The organism is Roseateles sp. (assembly GCF_036404855.1).
Taxonomy (GTDB): Bacteria; Pseudomonadota; Gammaproteobacteria; order Burkholderiales; family Burkholderiaceae_C; genus Pelomonas.
On sequence record NZ_DASWYS010000258.1, the window covers coordinates 1 to 15,678 of the forward strand.

17 protein-coding genes are annotated in these 15,678 nt (G+C 67.0%); 9 read left to right on the plus strand and 8 right to left on the minus strand.

The window, feature by feature from the left end; translation table 11 throughout:
• Positions 1-78: 78 nt before the first annotated feature.
• The 6 genes from VGF12_RS16850 to VGF12_RS16875 all read right to left on the minus strand — a co-directional run bounded on the left by VGF12_RS16850 (position 79) and on the right by VGF12_RS16875 (position 5,056).
• A complete protein-coding gene (locus VGF12_RS16850; protein WP_331177203.1) occupies positions 79-945 on the minus strand; it encodes an AAA family ATPase in 867 nt (288 codons plus the stop codon).
• Positions 942-1,379, minus strand: a complete 438-nt coding sequence (locus tag VGF12_RS16855; RefSeq protein ID WP_331177204.1) for a hypothetical protein — start codon at positions 1,377-1,379, stop codon at positions 942-944. The genes VGF12_RS16850 and VGF12_RS16855 overlap by 4 nt, the downstream gene beginning before the upstream one ends.
• Positions 1,376-1,588 carry a DNA-binding protein gene (locus tag VGF12_RS16860; protein WP_331177205.1) on the minus strand — a complete coding sequence of 71 codons (213 nt, stop codon included), beginning with the start codon at positions 1,586-1,588 and terminating at the stop codon, positions 1,376-1,378. Before VGF12_RS16860 ends, VGF12_RS16855 begins: the two co-directional genes overlap by 4 nt.
• A 161-nt stretch (positions 1,589-1,749) precedes the next feature.
• Positions 1,750-2,718 carry a hypothetical protein gene (locus tag VGF12_RS16865; RefSeq protein ID WP_331177206.1) on the minus strand — a complete coding sequence of 323 codons (969 nt, stop codon included), beginning with the start codon at positions 2,716-2,718 and terminating at the stop codon, positions 1,750-1,752.
• A gap of 107 nt (positions 2,719-2,825) precedes the next feature.
• The gene (locus VGF12_RS16870; RefSeq protein WP_331177219.1) at positions 2,826-4,271 is read right to left on the minus strand and encodes an integrase family protein; all 1,446 of its coding nucleotides are present in this window, start codon (positions 4,269-4,271) and stop codon (positions 2,826-2,828) included.
• A gap of 344 nt (positions 4,272-4,615) precedes the next feature.
• Positions 4,616-5,056 (minus strand): Lrp/AsnC family transcriptional regulator, encoded by a 441-nt coding sequence (locus tag VGF12_RS16875; RefSeq protein WP_331177207.1) that lies wholly within the window; start codon positions 5,054-5,056, stop codon positions 4,616-4,618.
• Positions 5,057-5,195: 139 nt separating this feature from the next.
• On the opposite strand from VGF12_RS16875, the gene VGF12_RS16880 reads away from it, so the two are divergent.
• Both VGF12_RS16880 and VGF12_RS16885 read left to right on the plus strand, forming a co-directional pair.
• A complete protein-coding gene (locus tag VGF12_RS16880; protein ID WP_331177208.1) occupies positions 5,196-7,394 on the plus strand; it encodes a hypothetical protein in 2,199 nt (732 codons plus the stop codon).
• 50 nt (positions 7,395-7,444) lie between these two features.
• Complete coding sequence (locus VGF12_RS16885; RefSeq protein ID WP_331177209.1) at positions 7,445-7,864, plus strand: hypothetical protein; 420 nt, start codon at positions 7,445-7,447, stop codon at positions 7,862-7,864.
• A 199-nt stretch (positions 7,865-8,063) separates the two neighbouring features.
• On the opposite strand, the gene VGF12_RS16890 is transcribed toward VGF12_RS16885, so the two are convergent.
• Positions 8,064-8,813 carry a transporter substrate-binding domain-containing protein gene (locus VGF12_RS16890; RefSeq protein ID WP_331177210.1) on the minus strand — a complete coding sequence of 250 codons (750 nt, stop codon included), beginning with the start codon at positions 8,811-8,813 and terminating at the stop codon, positions 8,064-8,066.
• Positions 8,814-9,237: 424 nt separating this feature from the next.
• On the opposite strand from VGF12_RS16890, the gene VGF12_RS16895 reads away from it, so the two are divergent.
• Together VGF12_RS16895 and miaB are read left to right on the plus strand one after the other, a co-directional pair.
• Entirely contained in the window at positions 9,238-9,624 is a 387-nt protein-coding gene (locus tag VGF12_RS16895) for a hypothetical protein (protein ID WP_331177211.1), read from the plus strand.
• Positions 9,621-10,979, plus strand: a complete 1,359-nt coding sequence (gene miaB, locus VGF12_RS16900) for a tRNA (N6-isopentenyl adenosine(37)-C2)-methylthiotransferase MiaB (RefSeq protein ID WP_331177212.1) — start codon at positions 9,621-9,623, stop codon at positions 10,977-10,979. The genes VGF12_RS16895 and miaB overlap by 4 nt, the downstream gene beginning before the upstream one ends.
• Here miaB and VGF12_RS16905 read toward each other — a convergent pair.
• Positions 10,969-11,244 (minus strand): hypothetical protein, encoded by a 276-nt coding sequence (locus VGF12_RS16905; protein ID WP_331177213.1) that lies wholly within the window; start codon positions 11,242-11,244, stop codon positions 10,969-10,971. The two genes, miaB and VGF12_RS16905, sit on opposite strands and share 11 nt — an antisense overlap.
• 55 nt (positions 11,245-11,299) lie before the next feature.
• Here VGF12_RS16905 and hemA point away from each other — a divergent pair, with 55 nt between their 5' ends.
• The 5 genes from hemA to grxD form a co-directional block, all read left to right on the plus strand.
• Positions 11,300-12,562, plus strand: a complete 1,263-nt coding sequence (gene hemA, locus VGF12_RS16910; protein WP_331177214.1) for a glutamyl-tRNA reductase — start codon at positions 11,300-11,302, stop codon at positions 12,560-12,562.
• A gap of 70 nt (positions 12,563-12,632) precedes the next feature.
• Entirely contained in the window at positions 12,633-13,718 is a 1,086-nt protein-coding gene (gene prfA / locus VGF12_RS16915) for a peptide chain release factor 1 (protein WP_331177215.1), read from the plus strand.
• Between the two features lie 76 nt (positions 13,719-13,794).
• The gene (gene prmC / locus VGF12_RS16920; RefSeq protein WP_331177216.1) at positions 13,795-14,598 is read left to right on the plus strand and encodes a peptide chain release factor N(5)-glutamine methyltransferase; all 804 of its coding nucleotides are present in this window, start codon (positions 13,795-13,797) and stop codon (positions 14,596-14,598) included.
• 136 nt (positions 14,599-14,734) lie between these two features.
• Positions 14,735-15,310: a hypothetical protein gene (locus VGF12_RS16925; RefSeq protein ID WP_331177217.1), complete on the plus strand. Its 576-nt coding sequence runs from the start codon at positions 14,735-14,737 to the stop codon at positions 15,308-15,310.
• A 90-nt stretch (positions 15,311-15,400) separates the two neighbouring features.
• Positions 15,401-15,678, plus strand: a 278-nt coding sequence (gene grxD / locus VGF12_RS16930; RefSeq protein ID WP_331177218.1) for a Grx4 family monothiol glutaredoxin, incomplete at its 3' end; no start/stop codon positions are given.

Below are 15,678 nucleotides of genomic sequence, written 5' to 3' on the forward strand. Positions count from 1 at the left end.
CTGCCACACTGCAAGCCATGGACGGCCGCAACTGGCGCGTCGGCTTCGAGCTGCTGCGCCACGTACTCGACGTCTAGGTCAAGAGGGTGGTGAGGCCGCGCTTACGGTGGAAGCCTCGGCGCTGCTGTAGCTCCAGAGCGCGCGGTTCTCGTCGCCGCCCAGCGTGAATTCCAGGCTCTCCGCCTCGGTGCCCGTGAGATTGCGGGCCTTGGTGAACTCCAGGACAAAGACGGCGCCCTGCTGTGGGTCGTAGTCCTTGGGGCGGGATAGGCTGATGACGACATCCAGCAGGTCTTCCTTCTTGCTGGTGCCACGTTGCTGGCCGTTCTTGCCGCCATGGTGAACGAGCAGGACGGCGATGCCGCGCCGCCTCAGCGATAGCAGCCAGGTCGCGATGGGGTGCCAGCTCTCGGCGTCGTTCTCGCGGCCAGTGCGCGCCCAGGCGCTGAGGTTGTCGACAACGATCAATTCCGTGTCTGGATCAATGGACAGCTCGATTGCGGCTTGTCCTTCCGGCGTCGAGATGTCGGGCAGGGTTTCGTCTTCCGGCACGATGTCCGGCGTCAGCACGCGCAGATAGCCGGGTAGCGGCTCAGCATCCGGGCAGTGCATCAGGCAACGCTGCTGCATCACGGACCCGGGCAGCTCGCCGTCCAGGTAGAGCACCTTTCGCGGCTGCGGTGCCTGCCACGGTCCGAAGCTGCCACCCGTGGCGACGGCATAGGCAACCGACAGCGCGAAATGCGTTTTTCCGATGCCGCGTGCCGCGTAGACCATGCATAGGTCTTGAGAGTGCAGCCAGGGCGCCAGCATCTCGGCGCGGGGCTTGAATGGGATGCGGGCCAGGTCGTGAACGTCCAGCGCACGCAGCGCGGATGCCGGCTTGGGGTCGTGCGCCGCGTCCATGGCCCGATCAATGGCGTTGCGGGTCGCTTCGTCGATCATTGGCGGGCCTCATGGCGCAGGTAGCTGATGCGGCCGGCTGCGCGTTGTGCGCGGTCGCGGTCCTGTACGGTGACCTCCTGGCCGCGCGCCATACCCGAGGCGAGCACGGCAAGAAACGTTGCCTCCTCCTCCAGCAGTTCCAGGGCCTGACCGGCAGACAGCAGGCGGCGGCGCCGTTGGGCTGCTCCGTGCGACTCACGGGGCGGGAACAGGTCGGCGATGTCGAGCCCGAAGGCGCGAGCGATGGCTTCAGCGTCGCACTCGGACTTGAAGCACTTCAGCAAAACGGCGCCATCGTCGGTCGCGCCGATGCTCAACGTCGAGCGGTTGCGGCCCCCGCAGACCGGGCAGGCGCAGCGCCAGCGCGACGGACCATGCTGCTTAAGGCCGAAGCCCTCTGCGCGGGCCAGGACGGTATCGATAGGATGGGTCATACGGCGCACCCCAGCAGGCGGCGCAGTTCGGCGGTCGGCCAGGCCAGGCGGCCATTGATGCGCAGCGGGCGGATGGGGCCGTTTTCGCGCATGGCCCACAGGCGCAACGTCTGCTCGGCGCGGTTGAGGTGGCCGGCCGCTTCGGCCGTCGTCAAGGCGGCGCGGGTTTCACGGTCAAGGGGGGTCAGGTTGATCTTGCTTCGTTCCATATCGTGCCTGTAGAGGCGAGTTGATGACGGAACGGAGATTCGGGGAGCAAGACCCCTAACGGTCAAACGGCCGGGGGGCGTTGACCGCTAAGTCACTGTCGCAGAACGAATTTCTTTGGCATGGCGTTAGGCTCGCGTTAGGCCTAACGCCCACGCCCGGGCTACTTCAGCTTGTGCGTCAGCCCGGCCCAAGGGCTGGCCGCAGCGGGCTTCACAGAGTCACCGGGCAGCAGTTGCCGGATGCGGCTGGTCGAAATGCCGAAATGCGCCGCTGCTGCGGCTGGTCCATGTTTCTCACGATAGACCCGCAGCGCAGCAAGCCGCTCCGGCGTCCACTGCTTCGCCGTGCCGCGCGCTGGCACTACAGGTTCCGCAACCGGCATGGCAGGCTGCGACTTTGCCGCGCCACTGTCATCAGCCGCCAATGACGCCAACAGCAACGCCACCATGCGCGGGGGTGGAATGACCACGCCAGACCGTTGCACCCATGCCAAAACAACTGATGGCTTCAGCCTTGGGCCAGTCAGCGCCTCGGCCCGCAACATCAACATGCGCAACTCGTCGAATTCACGATGGAAATTGGCGCGTCCAGGCTTTTCCCCCAAGCCCATCAAGCCGGTGGGCTGGCTCAGTTCGTGCGCAAGGGTCTTGGGGTTGACCGCTTCCGGGTCGCGCCCCAACAGCAGCGCGGCAGCTTCATCCACGGTCCAAAAATCGGCCTTGCACCAGAACTCGAACCGCGCCTGTGCGGCCGGCTGGTTGTAGAAGCGTGACTTCTCCGCCGCGTCCTGCTTAGCCTGCTTCTCCGCTGCACGTTGGGCATCACGGGCCGCCGCTTGCGCACGCGCGCGCGCCCTGCTCTGGGCCGCCAGCGTCGCCACCTGTTCCGCAGGAAGCGCAGCAAGTTCCTTGCGGGCTGCCAAGACCTTCGCTTTCATCTCGGCCATCGGGTCCGCGTCCGTCGAAGAGGCTTCCGGCACCTGCTGGGCGATAGCCGCATGCAGGCTTTCAACAGCCGGGATCAGCGCCGCCAGCGGGAACCGTTCTTTCAGGATGCAATCAATGTCAATGCTGGACGGTGCTGTCATCTGCGGTGTGCGTCGGCGTATGTCACTGCCGGATTTTTGCATTGCCGTTGATTGACGTTGATGCCGCGCCACCCTAAGGGACTGCCCCTTAGGGTGCGCCCCTTAGGGACTCGCGGCACCCCCTCAACGGCACGACGAGACCCGGCCCCTTAGGCAACCACCCTAAGGCCCTGCGACGGCGCCACGGTCGGCAGCGGGACGCCCGCATGCTCAAGAACCCAGGCTTCGATGCGCTCATGATGGACCCGGAGCAGGTCCAGCGGTCGCCGCTTGTAGTGCTTCTCGGCCGTGGCACTGGGCTTGTGGCCTTGAATCTGTGCAACGACACCGGCAGGTATATCCAGCCATTCCGTCAGGCTCGCAAAGCTGCGGCGCAGCCCGTGAAGGGTCAAGCCTGCAAGGCCAGCGGTCGCGCATGCGCAGCGATGTGACGCGCTGGCGTCTACGAGATGCCCCGAAGCGCTCCCCTGCGTCACTTCACCAACCGGCGCGACTGACCCTCTGCGCGCGTGCTTGGCCTGCCTGCGCTTAATGCTTTCAGGGTCGAGACTCAGCGCCCGCGTGCTGGAGAACACCCATTCATTGCGGCGCGGCAGCGACTCCAGCAGGCTCGCCACGTACGGAGTCAGAGGGATGACGCGCTCGCCTTCCACCTTGTCCCGGATCGTGAGCCCCTTCCACTGCGTATTCACATCCTCCCATTGCAGGGTTAGCACTTCACCGGGCCGCGCCCCGGTAAGCAACAGGGTTTGCAGATAGGCGGCGATGACGGGGTTTTCGATGGCTCGGACAGCGGCAAACCAGACCGCCAGTTGCTCCCGCTGCAGCGCGTCATCCTTCACGGCGGGTTTGCCCAGTGCCTCACGCGCCTTCTTGGTCTTGGCCGGATTCGCGGTCGACAACAAGCGCGCGTAGTCTGGATGCTCGGCGCACCAGTTCAGGAAGACCTTGAGGCAACGCCAGCACAGGCGCGCATAGGTCGGCCGAGTCTTGGCCTGCTCGACGGCCCAGGCTTCCACGCGCGCAGGCGTCAGCTCGCGGAGCGGAACGTCCAGCAAGGGAAACAACGGCCCTGGGATGGTCTTGGGGCGCTCGCCGCCCGGCGTCAACTTCACGCCCCGCTTCACTGGCTCGCCGCCCGCCTTGACCATCTTGACGTGATCGGCATAGTGCACCGCCCCCCAATGCTCGCGGCGTTCTTCCAGGTACTCGGTCCAGACCACGCCGAACGCCACGCCGGCCAGGCGGTCCGCTTCGACCTGCGCGGCCTGTTCGCGCTTCCTAGCCTCGCTGGCGGCTTGGCGGTCCTTCTCAACCTCGCGCGGATCAAGGCCGGTATCGACCATCTGCTTCAGCTCGCCTGCCCGTCTGCGCGCCGCTTCGAGCGTCCAGTCCGTAACCGTGCCGATGGCAACGCGGATGGTCGCGCCGTTCAGCCGCCCCTCGAAGGCGTACGTCTTGCGCCCGGTGGGCGTGGCGCGCAGCATGAGCGAGGGGGAATCCGTGTCCCATAGGAAGGACTGTGACTTGCCCGCCGGACAGGTGAAGGCCGCCACGCGGCCGGCCGTCAAACGCACCCTGCTATCCTTGCTCATCCTCACCTCGTTGACCTGTAGGCAATCTGTAGGCAACTTGTAGGCAAAAAAGATCGAAAAAGACCAATCTTGCTCAACACGAAATTCGCCAAATGAACGCCTAAGCTGTTGATTTACATAGAATACCTCAACATTGCTCATTGGGGTTCAACGAAGGTTGCGCTGGAATCATAATCCACAGGTCAGGGGTTCGAGTCCCTGAAGCGCCACCAGATCGAAAGCCTTGTGAGTCATTGACTCACAAGGCTTTTTGTTTAGGTGTTCGCGACTCATGCGACACCACGTCGGACGGCGTGCGGCGTGCGGCGCATTGCACGGGCTTTGTCGAGCCCGACCACCGCGCCTCAACACCGCCAAGGCGGCAGACGCACCTCACGCAGGATGACGCGGCCGTAGGTTTCCAAAGCGCCGCTGCGGCTTCGCAGCGTCTCGGTCACGTGCACGAGGTCTGCGCGGTCCGTACAGGCCACGCGCAGAACATAGTCGTAGGTGCCCGTCATCAGCGTCGCGCTGACGACCTGCGGCAGCAGAAGCAATGCACGCTCGAAGTCTTCCGCGCTGATGCCCGGGCGCAGCTTCACGTCGATCTGGGCTTCGACGGGCCGCCCGACCACGGCCGGATCGATGTCGGCCCGAATCGCGCGGACCGCCCCCTCCTTCAGCAACCGCCGCACCCGCTCGGCCACTGCATTTGCGCTCAGATGCACGGCTTCGCCGATCTCGCGATAGGAGCGGCGACCATCAGCGGCGAGCACGCTGAGGATTTCCCTGTCAATTCGGTCCATGCAGAGATTTTCAATCTCACGAGAGGAGATGCCATAAGCAAAACGGTGCCAATCGCAGCGACTACAGAGACACACTGGTTTTCCCTTATCAGCGTAACTAGCAGGTCACTTCGCTCCCAGGCCCTCTGCATTTCTCACGATGTCCGATACCCTCCCTGAAGAACTTGCGGCCGATGCGCCGCCGTCCCCACTCCGTCGTGAATGGCTGCGCCGCGCCGCCAGCCTGACCGCGTGGGCTACGTTGCCAACCGGCCTGGTCGGCTGTGGCGGCGGTGGCAGCGACACTTCCCCTGCCCCCCAGCCCGGCGGCCAGCCCAGCGGCTCGGATATCGCAGCCCGTCATGCAGCGCTCACGGCAACCCAGGCGGACTTCGACCGTCTGCGCGCCGGCGCCGCTCAGGCCAACCCGGTGCAGCTCGCCGACACACTGCGCGCCAGCGGCCGCTTCAGCCGCGTCGACGTGATGCCCGACGGCGGCGTGGCCGCGCGCTTCGCCGATGGCCATTGGCTGCTGGTCGGCAGCCCGCCGGCACCTGCCGCCACGCGCCCCGCGGCGCGGTCCGCCGCTCCCATGGCCCCCAGCGCGACCGCGGGTGCGACAGCCTCAGGCCCGGCAGCTACCGCCGCCGGCCCCGCGGCCGTCCGGCCGACAGGCGTGCCGGTATCGCGCGCGGCGCGCAGCTTCTGCTGCTTCGCCCTTTACCCGCGCGAGGACGGCGAGATCGGGCGCTTCGACCCATTCGAAACCCCTTTGCGAGACGCCGGCTGGGATATCCCTGGAAGCCAGTTCGCGGAGGTCGAAACGCTGAAGTCACTGCCCGAGCTGGGCTTTCTGAACTGGGCCACCCACGGCGGCACGCTGAATGCGGATGGCACCATGACGCATGCGCTGCTCACTGAGACGATGGTGGAAGAACACACGCTTGCCGCCCATCAGGCAGACCTGACCGCGGGCCGGCTGATCTACTACATCGCGGCGATCGCCTGGCTGCGCGGCAGCTGGGAGTCGCTCACGATGTTCGCGATCACCCCCACCTTCATCAGCCATTACGGCTGGCGGTTCTCGTCAGACAGCGTGGTGGTGATCAATGCCTGTGCCAGCGACAACCCAGCGCTGCGCGACGCGTTTGCCGCCGCCGGCGCTGCCCTCTACGGCGGCTGGAACAAGCCGGTGTGGGTACACCGCGCCGGTGCGGTCAACGACCGGCTGCTGGACGACTTTCTCGCCACCAATCGCGCGACGGCCGAAGGGGTGCCGCTGAACCGGCCACACGACCATGTCGCCATCCTGGCGCGTACCGATGCCGAGGGCCTGACGCGCTACGAAGACCCCACAGAAGGTGGCGTCACGCGGTTCAACTTCACCGTGCTGCGCGGCCAGCCGGGCGGGGTTATGCCGACCATCCAGCGCCTGCTCGTCTCCGAGGGAGAAAGCCAGCTCGTGCTGCAGGGCGCCTTTGGCAGCGTGCCGGGTGCGGTGTGGATCGGCACGGAGCTCGTCGCCCCAGACACCCACGAAGGGCTGCCTTGGCAACCCGAAGCGCCGACCGAGCTCACCTTGCTGCGCTGGTCACCTGAGGAGGTGGTCGTCGCGCTGCCGCGGAGTGGCCCTGGTTCGGCCGGCCATGTTGCCGTTCGCGTGGGCTCGCGCTGGAGCAATGCCCGACCGCTGACGCGCTGGTCCGGCACGCTGCAACTGCACCAGCGCGGGCCTGGCAGCCTGGCGCTGCAGCACACGCTGGCGTTCTCGCTGCGTGCCGACATCCAGCCCTGGCGGGACGGTCCGCACGGCCCGCTGCGCACGGCACGCATGCCGGTGCTGGGAACGCCGGCCGACGCCCCGTCCCACTGGGACTGGCGCGCCTCGGGCAGTCACGCACACAGCAGCTCACCCGGCTCGACGCAAACCGTGAGTTGGAGCGGCGCCGGGCGCACCCCGCTGACGCTGCTGGCGGGCGGCGCTGGCAATGAGTTCTACAGCCTCGTCGGCTTCTGGAATCCAGCCGCACCGACGCCGCGATTCGAACTGGCGATGGTCGGTGCTCGCAGTTCGGCAGTCGTGGCCACGGAGCTGATCCAGGAGGGAGGCGGGAGCTGGACAAACACGCAGACGTTGTCGCTCGAGCTGCCGGATCGCCTGGCCGAAGACGGCGGCCAACTCGGACTGCGCTGGGCGCCTGACGAGGAATATGCGTTGCCGGCCAGCAGCGCCGCATTCGACCATGCTCTCGCCCTGCCGATGGCGGGTCCCGATGCACCACCACTGGCCTCGACGCTGCAGCAGCCCCGGACCGCAGCCGAGCACGCCCCCGATACGGATGGCCTCGGCGGCCTGTGAAGCTCCCCATCACGCACTCTCGCACTGCGATTGAACCCAAGAAACACTTCATGTCGCATCAATTCCATCCTCACCTCCATCGCCGTCGCCTGACAAGCTCGGGGGTGGTGACTGCTGGGGTAGCCCTGTGCGCCCCGATCCTCGCCGAGCAGCGAGGCACCCTGCGCATCGAGATTAAAGTCAAGGGCGTGGAGTCCTGGCAGGAAAACGGCAGTTGGGAGAAGGGCAACATCAGCCAGCGCTACAGGACCTCCACAGTGCTGACCTCTGACGGCGGCCGCAGCGCAGTCAACGTCCTCCACCCAGTCCACCCAGTCCACCCAGTCCACTCAGGCCGCGCAGGAACGCAGCAGCGAGATGCGCGAACAGGCAGCACAGCCTCAGAAGCGGCAAAGTCGCTAGAAGCCGCGGGCTGCGTGCCCAGCACCCAGGCGCAGCAGGAGATGAACGCAGCCACCATGCAGGCTTGACTGCACTGCAAGGGCGACGAGGTCTGCATCGGTGAAGTGGTGACGAAGTCCTCGCTCCATCAGGTGGCCACGCCGCCCGGCTTGGCCTTCGAGCCAGGCGGTCGTTCCGGAAACGGAGCTCGTCCGCATGCACCGCGCGAGGTCTACCAGCATTGGCTTGCCTCCGACGGCTGCCCCGGCTCCTTCAAGGCGCGGGAAATCAGCGTAGCACGCCTCGACATGCCGGCAGGTTGATGCGGTGCCCTGCGGCGACGCGCCGCCACTCGCGGTCGCATGGCATTTGCTCGACGGCTTCGTTGATCTTGGCGGCCAGCTCGGGATAGGCCCGGCCCATCATGATGCGGCGGCCGAAAGGTGCACTTTGCGGTACGGCCTGCATCACCAGCCGATCCGCGCAGCCCGACTCGGCCGCCAGCGCGTCGAACATCACACGACTCATCTGGGTGAAATCAACGCGGCCGAGGCACACCTGACGCAGCGAGGCCTGTGCGCTGCCGGCGTTCTCCTTGACCAGCGAGCCGGCCGCGACCATGTCGTCGAAGCCCACGTAGCGGTAGCCGAGCACGCCGCCAAAGCGCAGCCCCTTCAGGTCCTCCAGACGCTGCACCTTGCTGCGGGGCGCACCTCGAAAGATCAGCATGTTCTGATCATCGAACAGCGGCGGGCTCCAGAGGAATTGCTGCTGGGCCACGTCATCGACGAATTGTGGCGCCATGAAGAGGGAGAGCCCGGCAAACCGGTGTGGAGAGTTGAGATGGCGCTTGAGCAGTCGCTCGCGGGGCAGGACCGACAGCTTCAGGCGATAGCTGCCCTGGAGCTTGCGGTTCAGGTAGTCCACGACCTCCACGTCCAGGCCCCGCCCGGCGCTCGCAACGAACGGCGGCACGCTGTAGGTGTTGAAGGCATCGACATCGATCTCCGCCGATTGCGCAGCGATCGGTAGCACCATGGCCATCTGCGCCCGAACAAGCCCCCGCCGCAACCTTCCCCTCATACCCCTGCCGACTGTTTGCATGACCGCATCAGTGCGGCATCAAGTCACTATAGGTTGCGGCCTTGCGAGACCTGTTTGTTCCAGATCAAAGCCGGGATCGGAGGGATGGCCCCTCAACAACGCCGCCCCCCCCTTGGCATCGATCGCTGTGTCAAAGACGCGAAAAGCGAATGCTGGCAGAATCCACAACCCTCGCGCCCCCCGCCATCCGTGGCGCCAGTTCGGGCCCAAGCCGTTGATTTTGTTGGCCGCATCCGGGCACCGCCGCCCCGGAGCACACCGAAATCCCGACGACCCGAGCTGATCTCGGGCCGTTTTTCTTTGCCGCTTCGCAGCCGCCTCCAGGGGTGGCCGCTCTCGCAGCCACTGGACAAATACCATGTACCGCTGTGTCCTTCCCGCACTGGGCGTCGCCCTGGCCGCCAGCTGTCTCGTTGCCCACGCACAGACACACCGCTTCTTCCCGCCCAGCGCACTGCGCGGCGAACTCGTCATCACGCAGTTCCCCGACGCGCTGTTGAACGGCAAGCCCGCCCGCCTCGCGCCCGGCAGCCGCATCAAGGGTGACACCAACCTGTGGGTACCGCCGGCGGGCCTGACGGGCCAGAAGCTCATCGTGCATTACACGGTCGAGAGCAGCGGGCTGGTCATGGACGTCTGGGTGCTCAACCCCACCGAACTCGCCAACAAGCCTTGGCCGACGACACCCGCCGAATCTGCCACCTGGCAGTTCAATCCCGGCAACCAGACCTGGATCAAGTCATGAGCGCCGACACGACAGGCAAGAAGGTCTATATCAAGACCTTCGGCTGCCAGATGAACGAGTACGACTCGGACAAGATGGCCGACGTACTGGAAGCCGCCAAGGGCTACACCCCTACGGATGACCCCGAGCAGGCCGACCTCATCCTGTTCAACACCTGCTCGGTGCGCGAGAAGGCGCAGGAAAAGGTGTTCAGCGACCTGGGTCGTGTGAAGCACCTGAAGGCCAGGGGCGTCATGATCGGCGTGGGGGGCTGCGTGGCCTCCCAGGAGGGAGCGGCCATCATCGAGCGCGCGCCCTACGTGGACGTGGTGTTCGGCCCGCAGACCCTGCACCGCCTGCCACAGATGCTGGAAGCGCGCCGCGAGCAGCGCCGCCCGCAGGTGGACATCTCCTTCCCCGAGATCGAGAAATTTGATCACCTGCCGCCTGCGAAGGTCGAGGGCGCTTCGGCCTTCGTGTCCATCATGGAGGGTTGCTCCAAGTACTGCAGCTACTGCGTGGTGCCCTACACCCGCGGCGAGGAGGTCTCGCGCCCGTTCGACGACGTGCTGACGGAGATCGCCGGCCTGGCTGACCAAGGCGTCATGGAGATCAACCTGCTGGGCCAGAACGTCAACGCCTATCGCGGCAAGATGGGCGACACCGCCGAGCATGCCGACCTGGCCCTGCTCCTGGAATACGCCGCCGAGATTCCCGGCATCCGGCGCCTGCGCTTCACGACCAGCCATCCCAACGAATTCAGCCCTCGCCTCATTGAGGCCTACGGCAAGATCCCGCAACTGGTGAACCACCTGCACCTGCCGGTGCAGCACGGCAGCGACCGCGTCCTGATGGCGATGAAGCGGGGCTACACGGCACTGGAGTTCAAGAGCATCGTGCGCAAGCTTCGCGCCATCCGCCCGGACCTGCGCCTGGCCAGCGACTTCATCGTCGGCTTCCCCGGCGAGACCGACGAGGACCACGCCAAACTGATGAAGCTGGTGCACGACGTCGGCTTCGACGCGTCATTCAGCTTCATCTTCAGCCCCCGCCCCGGCACGCCGGCCGCGGCACTGGAGGACACGACGCCCTATGAGGTCAAGGTGAAGCGCCTGCAGGAGTTGCAGGCCGCCATCGAGGCCCATGCGCTGACGATCTCGCAAGGCATGGTCGGCAAGATCGAGAAGATCCTCGTCACTGGCACGTCCCGCAAGGATGCGACCGAGCTGATGGGCCGCACCGAATGCAACCGCATCGTCAACTTCCCCGGCTCGTCGCGGCTGATGAACCAGCTCGTCGACGTGCGCATCACGACCGCCTTCGCGCATTCGCTGCGCGGCGAGGTCGTCACGACGGAAGAAGTCCTCAGCGCCTGAAGCTGAGCAGCCACCACTGCGGCAGGGCCACGCCGAGCAGCAGCAATGCGTAGCCCGCCATCCTGCCGTCGCGCCCCAGCAGCAGCACCGTGGCGATCACCGCCACACTGCCCCCCGCCGCCCCCCAGCCCCAAAGCCGCCGCCACGCCAGAGACTTCGCCTCCCGCCGCCACAGCGCCTTGATCGCCAACGCCAGCAGCGCCGCCAGCCCCCAGGCCGGTGCAAACAGGTTGGCGAGATGCCAGAAGGCGTCGAGCGGGCTCATTCGGACTTGATCGTTGTCAGTGGCGGAAAAGCGGCGAATCCTACAATTCACCTCCATGTCGGTCTTTGCTCTCGGCCTGAACCACAACACCGCCCCGCTGGACCTCCGCGGGCGGTTCGCGTTCACGCTGGAGCAATTGGCGCCTTCGCTGACGGGCCTGCGCCAGAAGCTGCCCGGCACGCCCGAGGCGGCCATCCTGTCCACCTGCAACCGCACGGAGGTCTATGTCGCGGCGCCAACGGCCCAGGTGCAGCCGGCCATCGCCTGGCTGGCGCAGACCGGCGGCGTCGAGGCCGGCGCGCTGCGCGAGCATGCCTATGTGATGCAGGGCAGCGCCGCCGCCCGCCACGCGTTCCGCGTCGCCAGTGGGCTGGACTCCATGGTGCTGGGCGAACCGCAGATCCTCGGTCAGATGAAGCAGGCCGTGAAGGAGGCCGAGGCTGCCGGTGCGCTGGGCACCACGCTGCACCAGCTGTTCCAGCGCAGCTTCTCGGTGGCCAAGGAAGTGCGCAGCTCCACCGAGATCGGTGCCCATTCCATCAGCATGGCGGCCGCCGCCGTGCGCCTGGCCGGCCAGTTGTTCGAGGACCTGGCCAAGACCCGCGTGCTCTTCGTCGGTGCCGGCGAGATGATCGAGCTGACCGCGACTCATTTCGCGGCCCGCACGCCGGCCCACATGGCCGTGGCCAACCGGACCCTGGAGCGAGGCGAGAAGCTCGCCATCCGCTTCGGCGCCGAGGCCGTGCGCCTGTCCGACCTGCCCGAGCGGTTGCACGAGTTCGACATCGTCGTTTCCTGCACAGCATCCAGCCTGCCCCTGATCGGCCTGGGCGCCGTCGAGCGTGCGCTGAAAAAGCGCAAGCACCGCCCCATGTTCATGGTCGACCTGGCGGTGCCGCGCGACATCGAACCTGAAGTCGCCCATCTGGACGACATCTACCTCTACACCGTCGACGAACTGGCCCAGCAGGTTCAGACCGCCGGCGAGAAGCGCCAGGCCGCCGTCGAGCAGGCCGAGGCCATCGTCGAAACCGGCGTGCAGAGCTTCATGCACTGGCTGGACCAGCGCCACACCGTGCCTCTGATCCAGGCCCTGCACCAGCAGACCGACGACTGGCGCGCACTGGAAATCACCCGCGCCCGCAAGCTGCTTGCCAAGGGCGCGGACGTGGACGAAGTGCTGGACGCCCTGTCCCGCGGTCTCACGCAGAAGCTGCTGCACGGCACCCTGGCCGAGCTGCACGCCAGCGACGGCGAGCAGCGCCTGCAACTGGCGCAAACCGTCTCGCGCCTGTTTCTGCGCGGCAAGCAGTCTTAGCGGCGCTCACCACCGCCGCCCGGCGCGCGCCCCCGCGCGCCGCCTTCCGACTGCCCTTCCGTTCGCCGCCATGAAAGACTCCCTGCGCCAGCAGTTCGACCGCCTCGGCTTCCGCCTCGCCGAACTCGACGCCCTCCTTGCCGACGGCAGCGTCGCCGCCGACATGAAGCGCTACCGCGCGCTGACCAAGGAGCAGTCCGAGGTGTCCGGGCTCGTCGAGCGCTACCGCCGCTATCAAGCCCACGAGGCCGACCTCGCCGCCGCGCGCGAGATGCTGGCCGACCCCGACATGGCCGAGATGGCCCGCGAGGAGATCGCGGCCAATGAGGCCGCCTTGACCGGGCTGGACCAGGAACTGCAGCTCGCGCTCATCCCCAAGGACCCGGACGACGAGCGCAACGCCTTCCTCGAGATCCGCGCCGGCACGGGCGGCGACGAGTCGGCGTTGTTCGCCGGCGATCTGGCGCGCATGTACCTGCGCTTCGCCGAGAACCAGGGCTGGCGCACCGAGATCTTGTCAGAGAACGAATCGGACCTCGGCGGCTACAAGGAGCTGGTGGTCCGCGTGGAAGGCGACGGTGTCTATGGCCGCATGAAGTTCGAGTCCGGCGGGCATCGCGTTCAACGCGTACCGGCGACCGAATCACAGGGCCGCATCCACACCAGCGCCTGCACCGTTGCCGTGATGCCCGAGCCCGACGAGGCCGAGGAGATCACGCTGAACCCGGCGGACCTGCGCATCGACACCTTCCGTGCCAGTGGCGCCGGCGGCCAGCACATCAACAAGACCGACTCGGCCATCCGCGTCACGCACATCCCCACCGGCCTGGTGGCCGAATGCCAGGACGACCGCAGCCAGCACCGCAACAAGGCCAAGGCCCTGGCCGTGCTGCAGGCCCGGCTGCGCGACAAGGAGCGCATCGAGCGTGAAGCCAAGGAGGCGGCCACGCGCAAGGGCCTGATCGGCAGCGGCGATCGAAGCGACCGCATCCGCACCTACAACTTCCCGCAGGGGCGGCTGACCGACCACCGGATCAATCTGACGCTGTACAAGCTGGGCCAGATCATGGATGGCGACCTCGACGACGTGATCCAGGGATTGCTTGCAGCCCAGGCGGCGGAGCAGCTCGCCCAGCTCGAGGAAGGTCGGTCGTGAGCCCTGCACGGCCGCCCGAAGCGGCGAGGCTTCGCCTCGGCAGCCAGCGCAGAGCGTCCAGCGCGCGGAGGGCTCCATGACCGTTGACGAAGCGCTGGCCCTGGCCCGGCAGCTCGGCATCGAGCGCGGCGACGCGCAGGCACTGCTGAGCCACCTGACCGGCCAGAGCCGCGCCTGGCTCATTACCCATGGCGACACGCCCGCGCCCGGCGCCGAGGCCGCGCTGCGCCGCTTGGCCGGCGGCGAGCCGCTGGCGCACCTGACGGGCTGGCAGCCCTTCCATGGCCTCTTGCTGCAGGTCACGCCTGCCACGCTGATCCCGCGTCCGGACACGGAAACCCTCGTCGACTGGGCGCTGGCGCTGCTTGCCGACCTGCCCGGCCGGCCGGCCGTGGTCGATCTCGGCACCGGCAGCGGCGCCATCGCACTGGCCCTCAAGGCCGCCTGCCCCCGCGCCCAGGTCTCAGCCGTCGACTTCAGCGCCGAAGCCCTGGTCGTTGCCCGCGCCAATGGCGCGCGCCTGGGCCTGCCGGTCGAGTGGCACCACGGCAACTGGTTCGAGCCCCTGGCCGGCCGGCGCTTCGACCTCGTCGTCAGCAACCCGCCCTACATCGCCGGCGACGACCCGCACCTGCCCGCATTGCGCCATGAGCCCCTCACGGCGTTGACACCCGGTGGCGACGGTCTGGCCGACCTGCGGAAATTGATTGATGCTGCACCGCAACATCTGTCGCCCGGCGGCTGGCTGCTGCTGGAGCATGGCTGGGACCAGGACGATGCGGTGGCGCAACACCTGGCCCGACGGGGCTTCGCCGAGACTGCCCTGCGCCGCGATCTCGCCGGCCGGGCCCGGGCCAGCGGAGGTCGTTGGCCAGGCTGATAGCCAGGCTTGCCGGCTCGCGAACGTCTCCCGGCGTTTGCGTGATCTTTTGCCCCAAGTTCTTCCTGCACGAGGGGCCCCAGCCGGCGTAGTATCGAATCCCGGTGCCTGTCGCTGCACCGCGCAGGAGACGATCATGACCCGCCTTGCCCGCGCTGTAGTTCTGAGCCTCTCTGCCCTGGTAGCAGCTTCGGCCTGGGCCGACGGCGACGCCACCTCCCGCTGGCAGGCGCGTTTGCAGCTGAACGCCGCCGACACCGGCTCCGAGACCACACCGCGCCTGGGTGGCTCCCGCGTCCTCAGCGCCAACCTGCTCGGCGACTATTACCTCACCCGTTCCGGCTTCAGCGGCCTGGGCGGCGGCCTGCGCGCCACGGGCGGCCTGCTGCTGGGCCCGCTGTCCATGTCGCAGAGCAGCGGCGGCCTGGCTCTTGGCAACGGCGGCCCCATCGCCGCGGGCCGGCGCAGCCTGTCGCTGAACAGCATGGATATCTATGCGCTGGAGCCCAGCGCCAACCTGTCCTATGTCGGCATCGGATACACCGGCCGCGTCCATGGCAGCGGCTTCGCCTTCAGCGCCGACTTCGGCCTGATGTCAGGCTCCTACAGCGGACTGCGCCTGGGGCGCAGCAGCGCCCAGGGCTTCGAGGATGCGATGCGCGACCTGCGCTTCAAGCCCCTGCTGCAACTGGGCCTCGCCTACAGCTACTGAAGCCCGATGAAGGAGGCCGCGCAAACCAGCGCGGCGACAGGGGAGTGCCGACTTTCGGATAATCGCGGTTTTGCCTTCCCGAGAACTGCAATGAGCGACGTTCAGCAACGCATCGACGATCTGGTCAAGTCCAACCGCGTCATGCTCTTCATGAAGGGCACGGCCCAGTTCCCGATGTGCGGCTTCTCCGGCCGTGCCATCCAGATCCTGAAGGCCGCCGGCGCCGCCGACATCAAGACCTTCAACGTCCTGGAGGACGAGGCCGTGCGCCAGGGCATCAAGGACTACGCAAACTGGCCCACCATCCCCCAGCTCTACATCGGCGGCGAGTTCGTCGGCGGCTCGGACATCATGATGGAGATGTACGA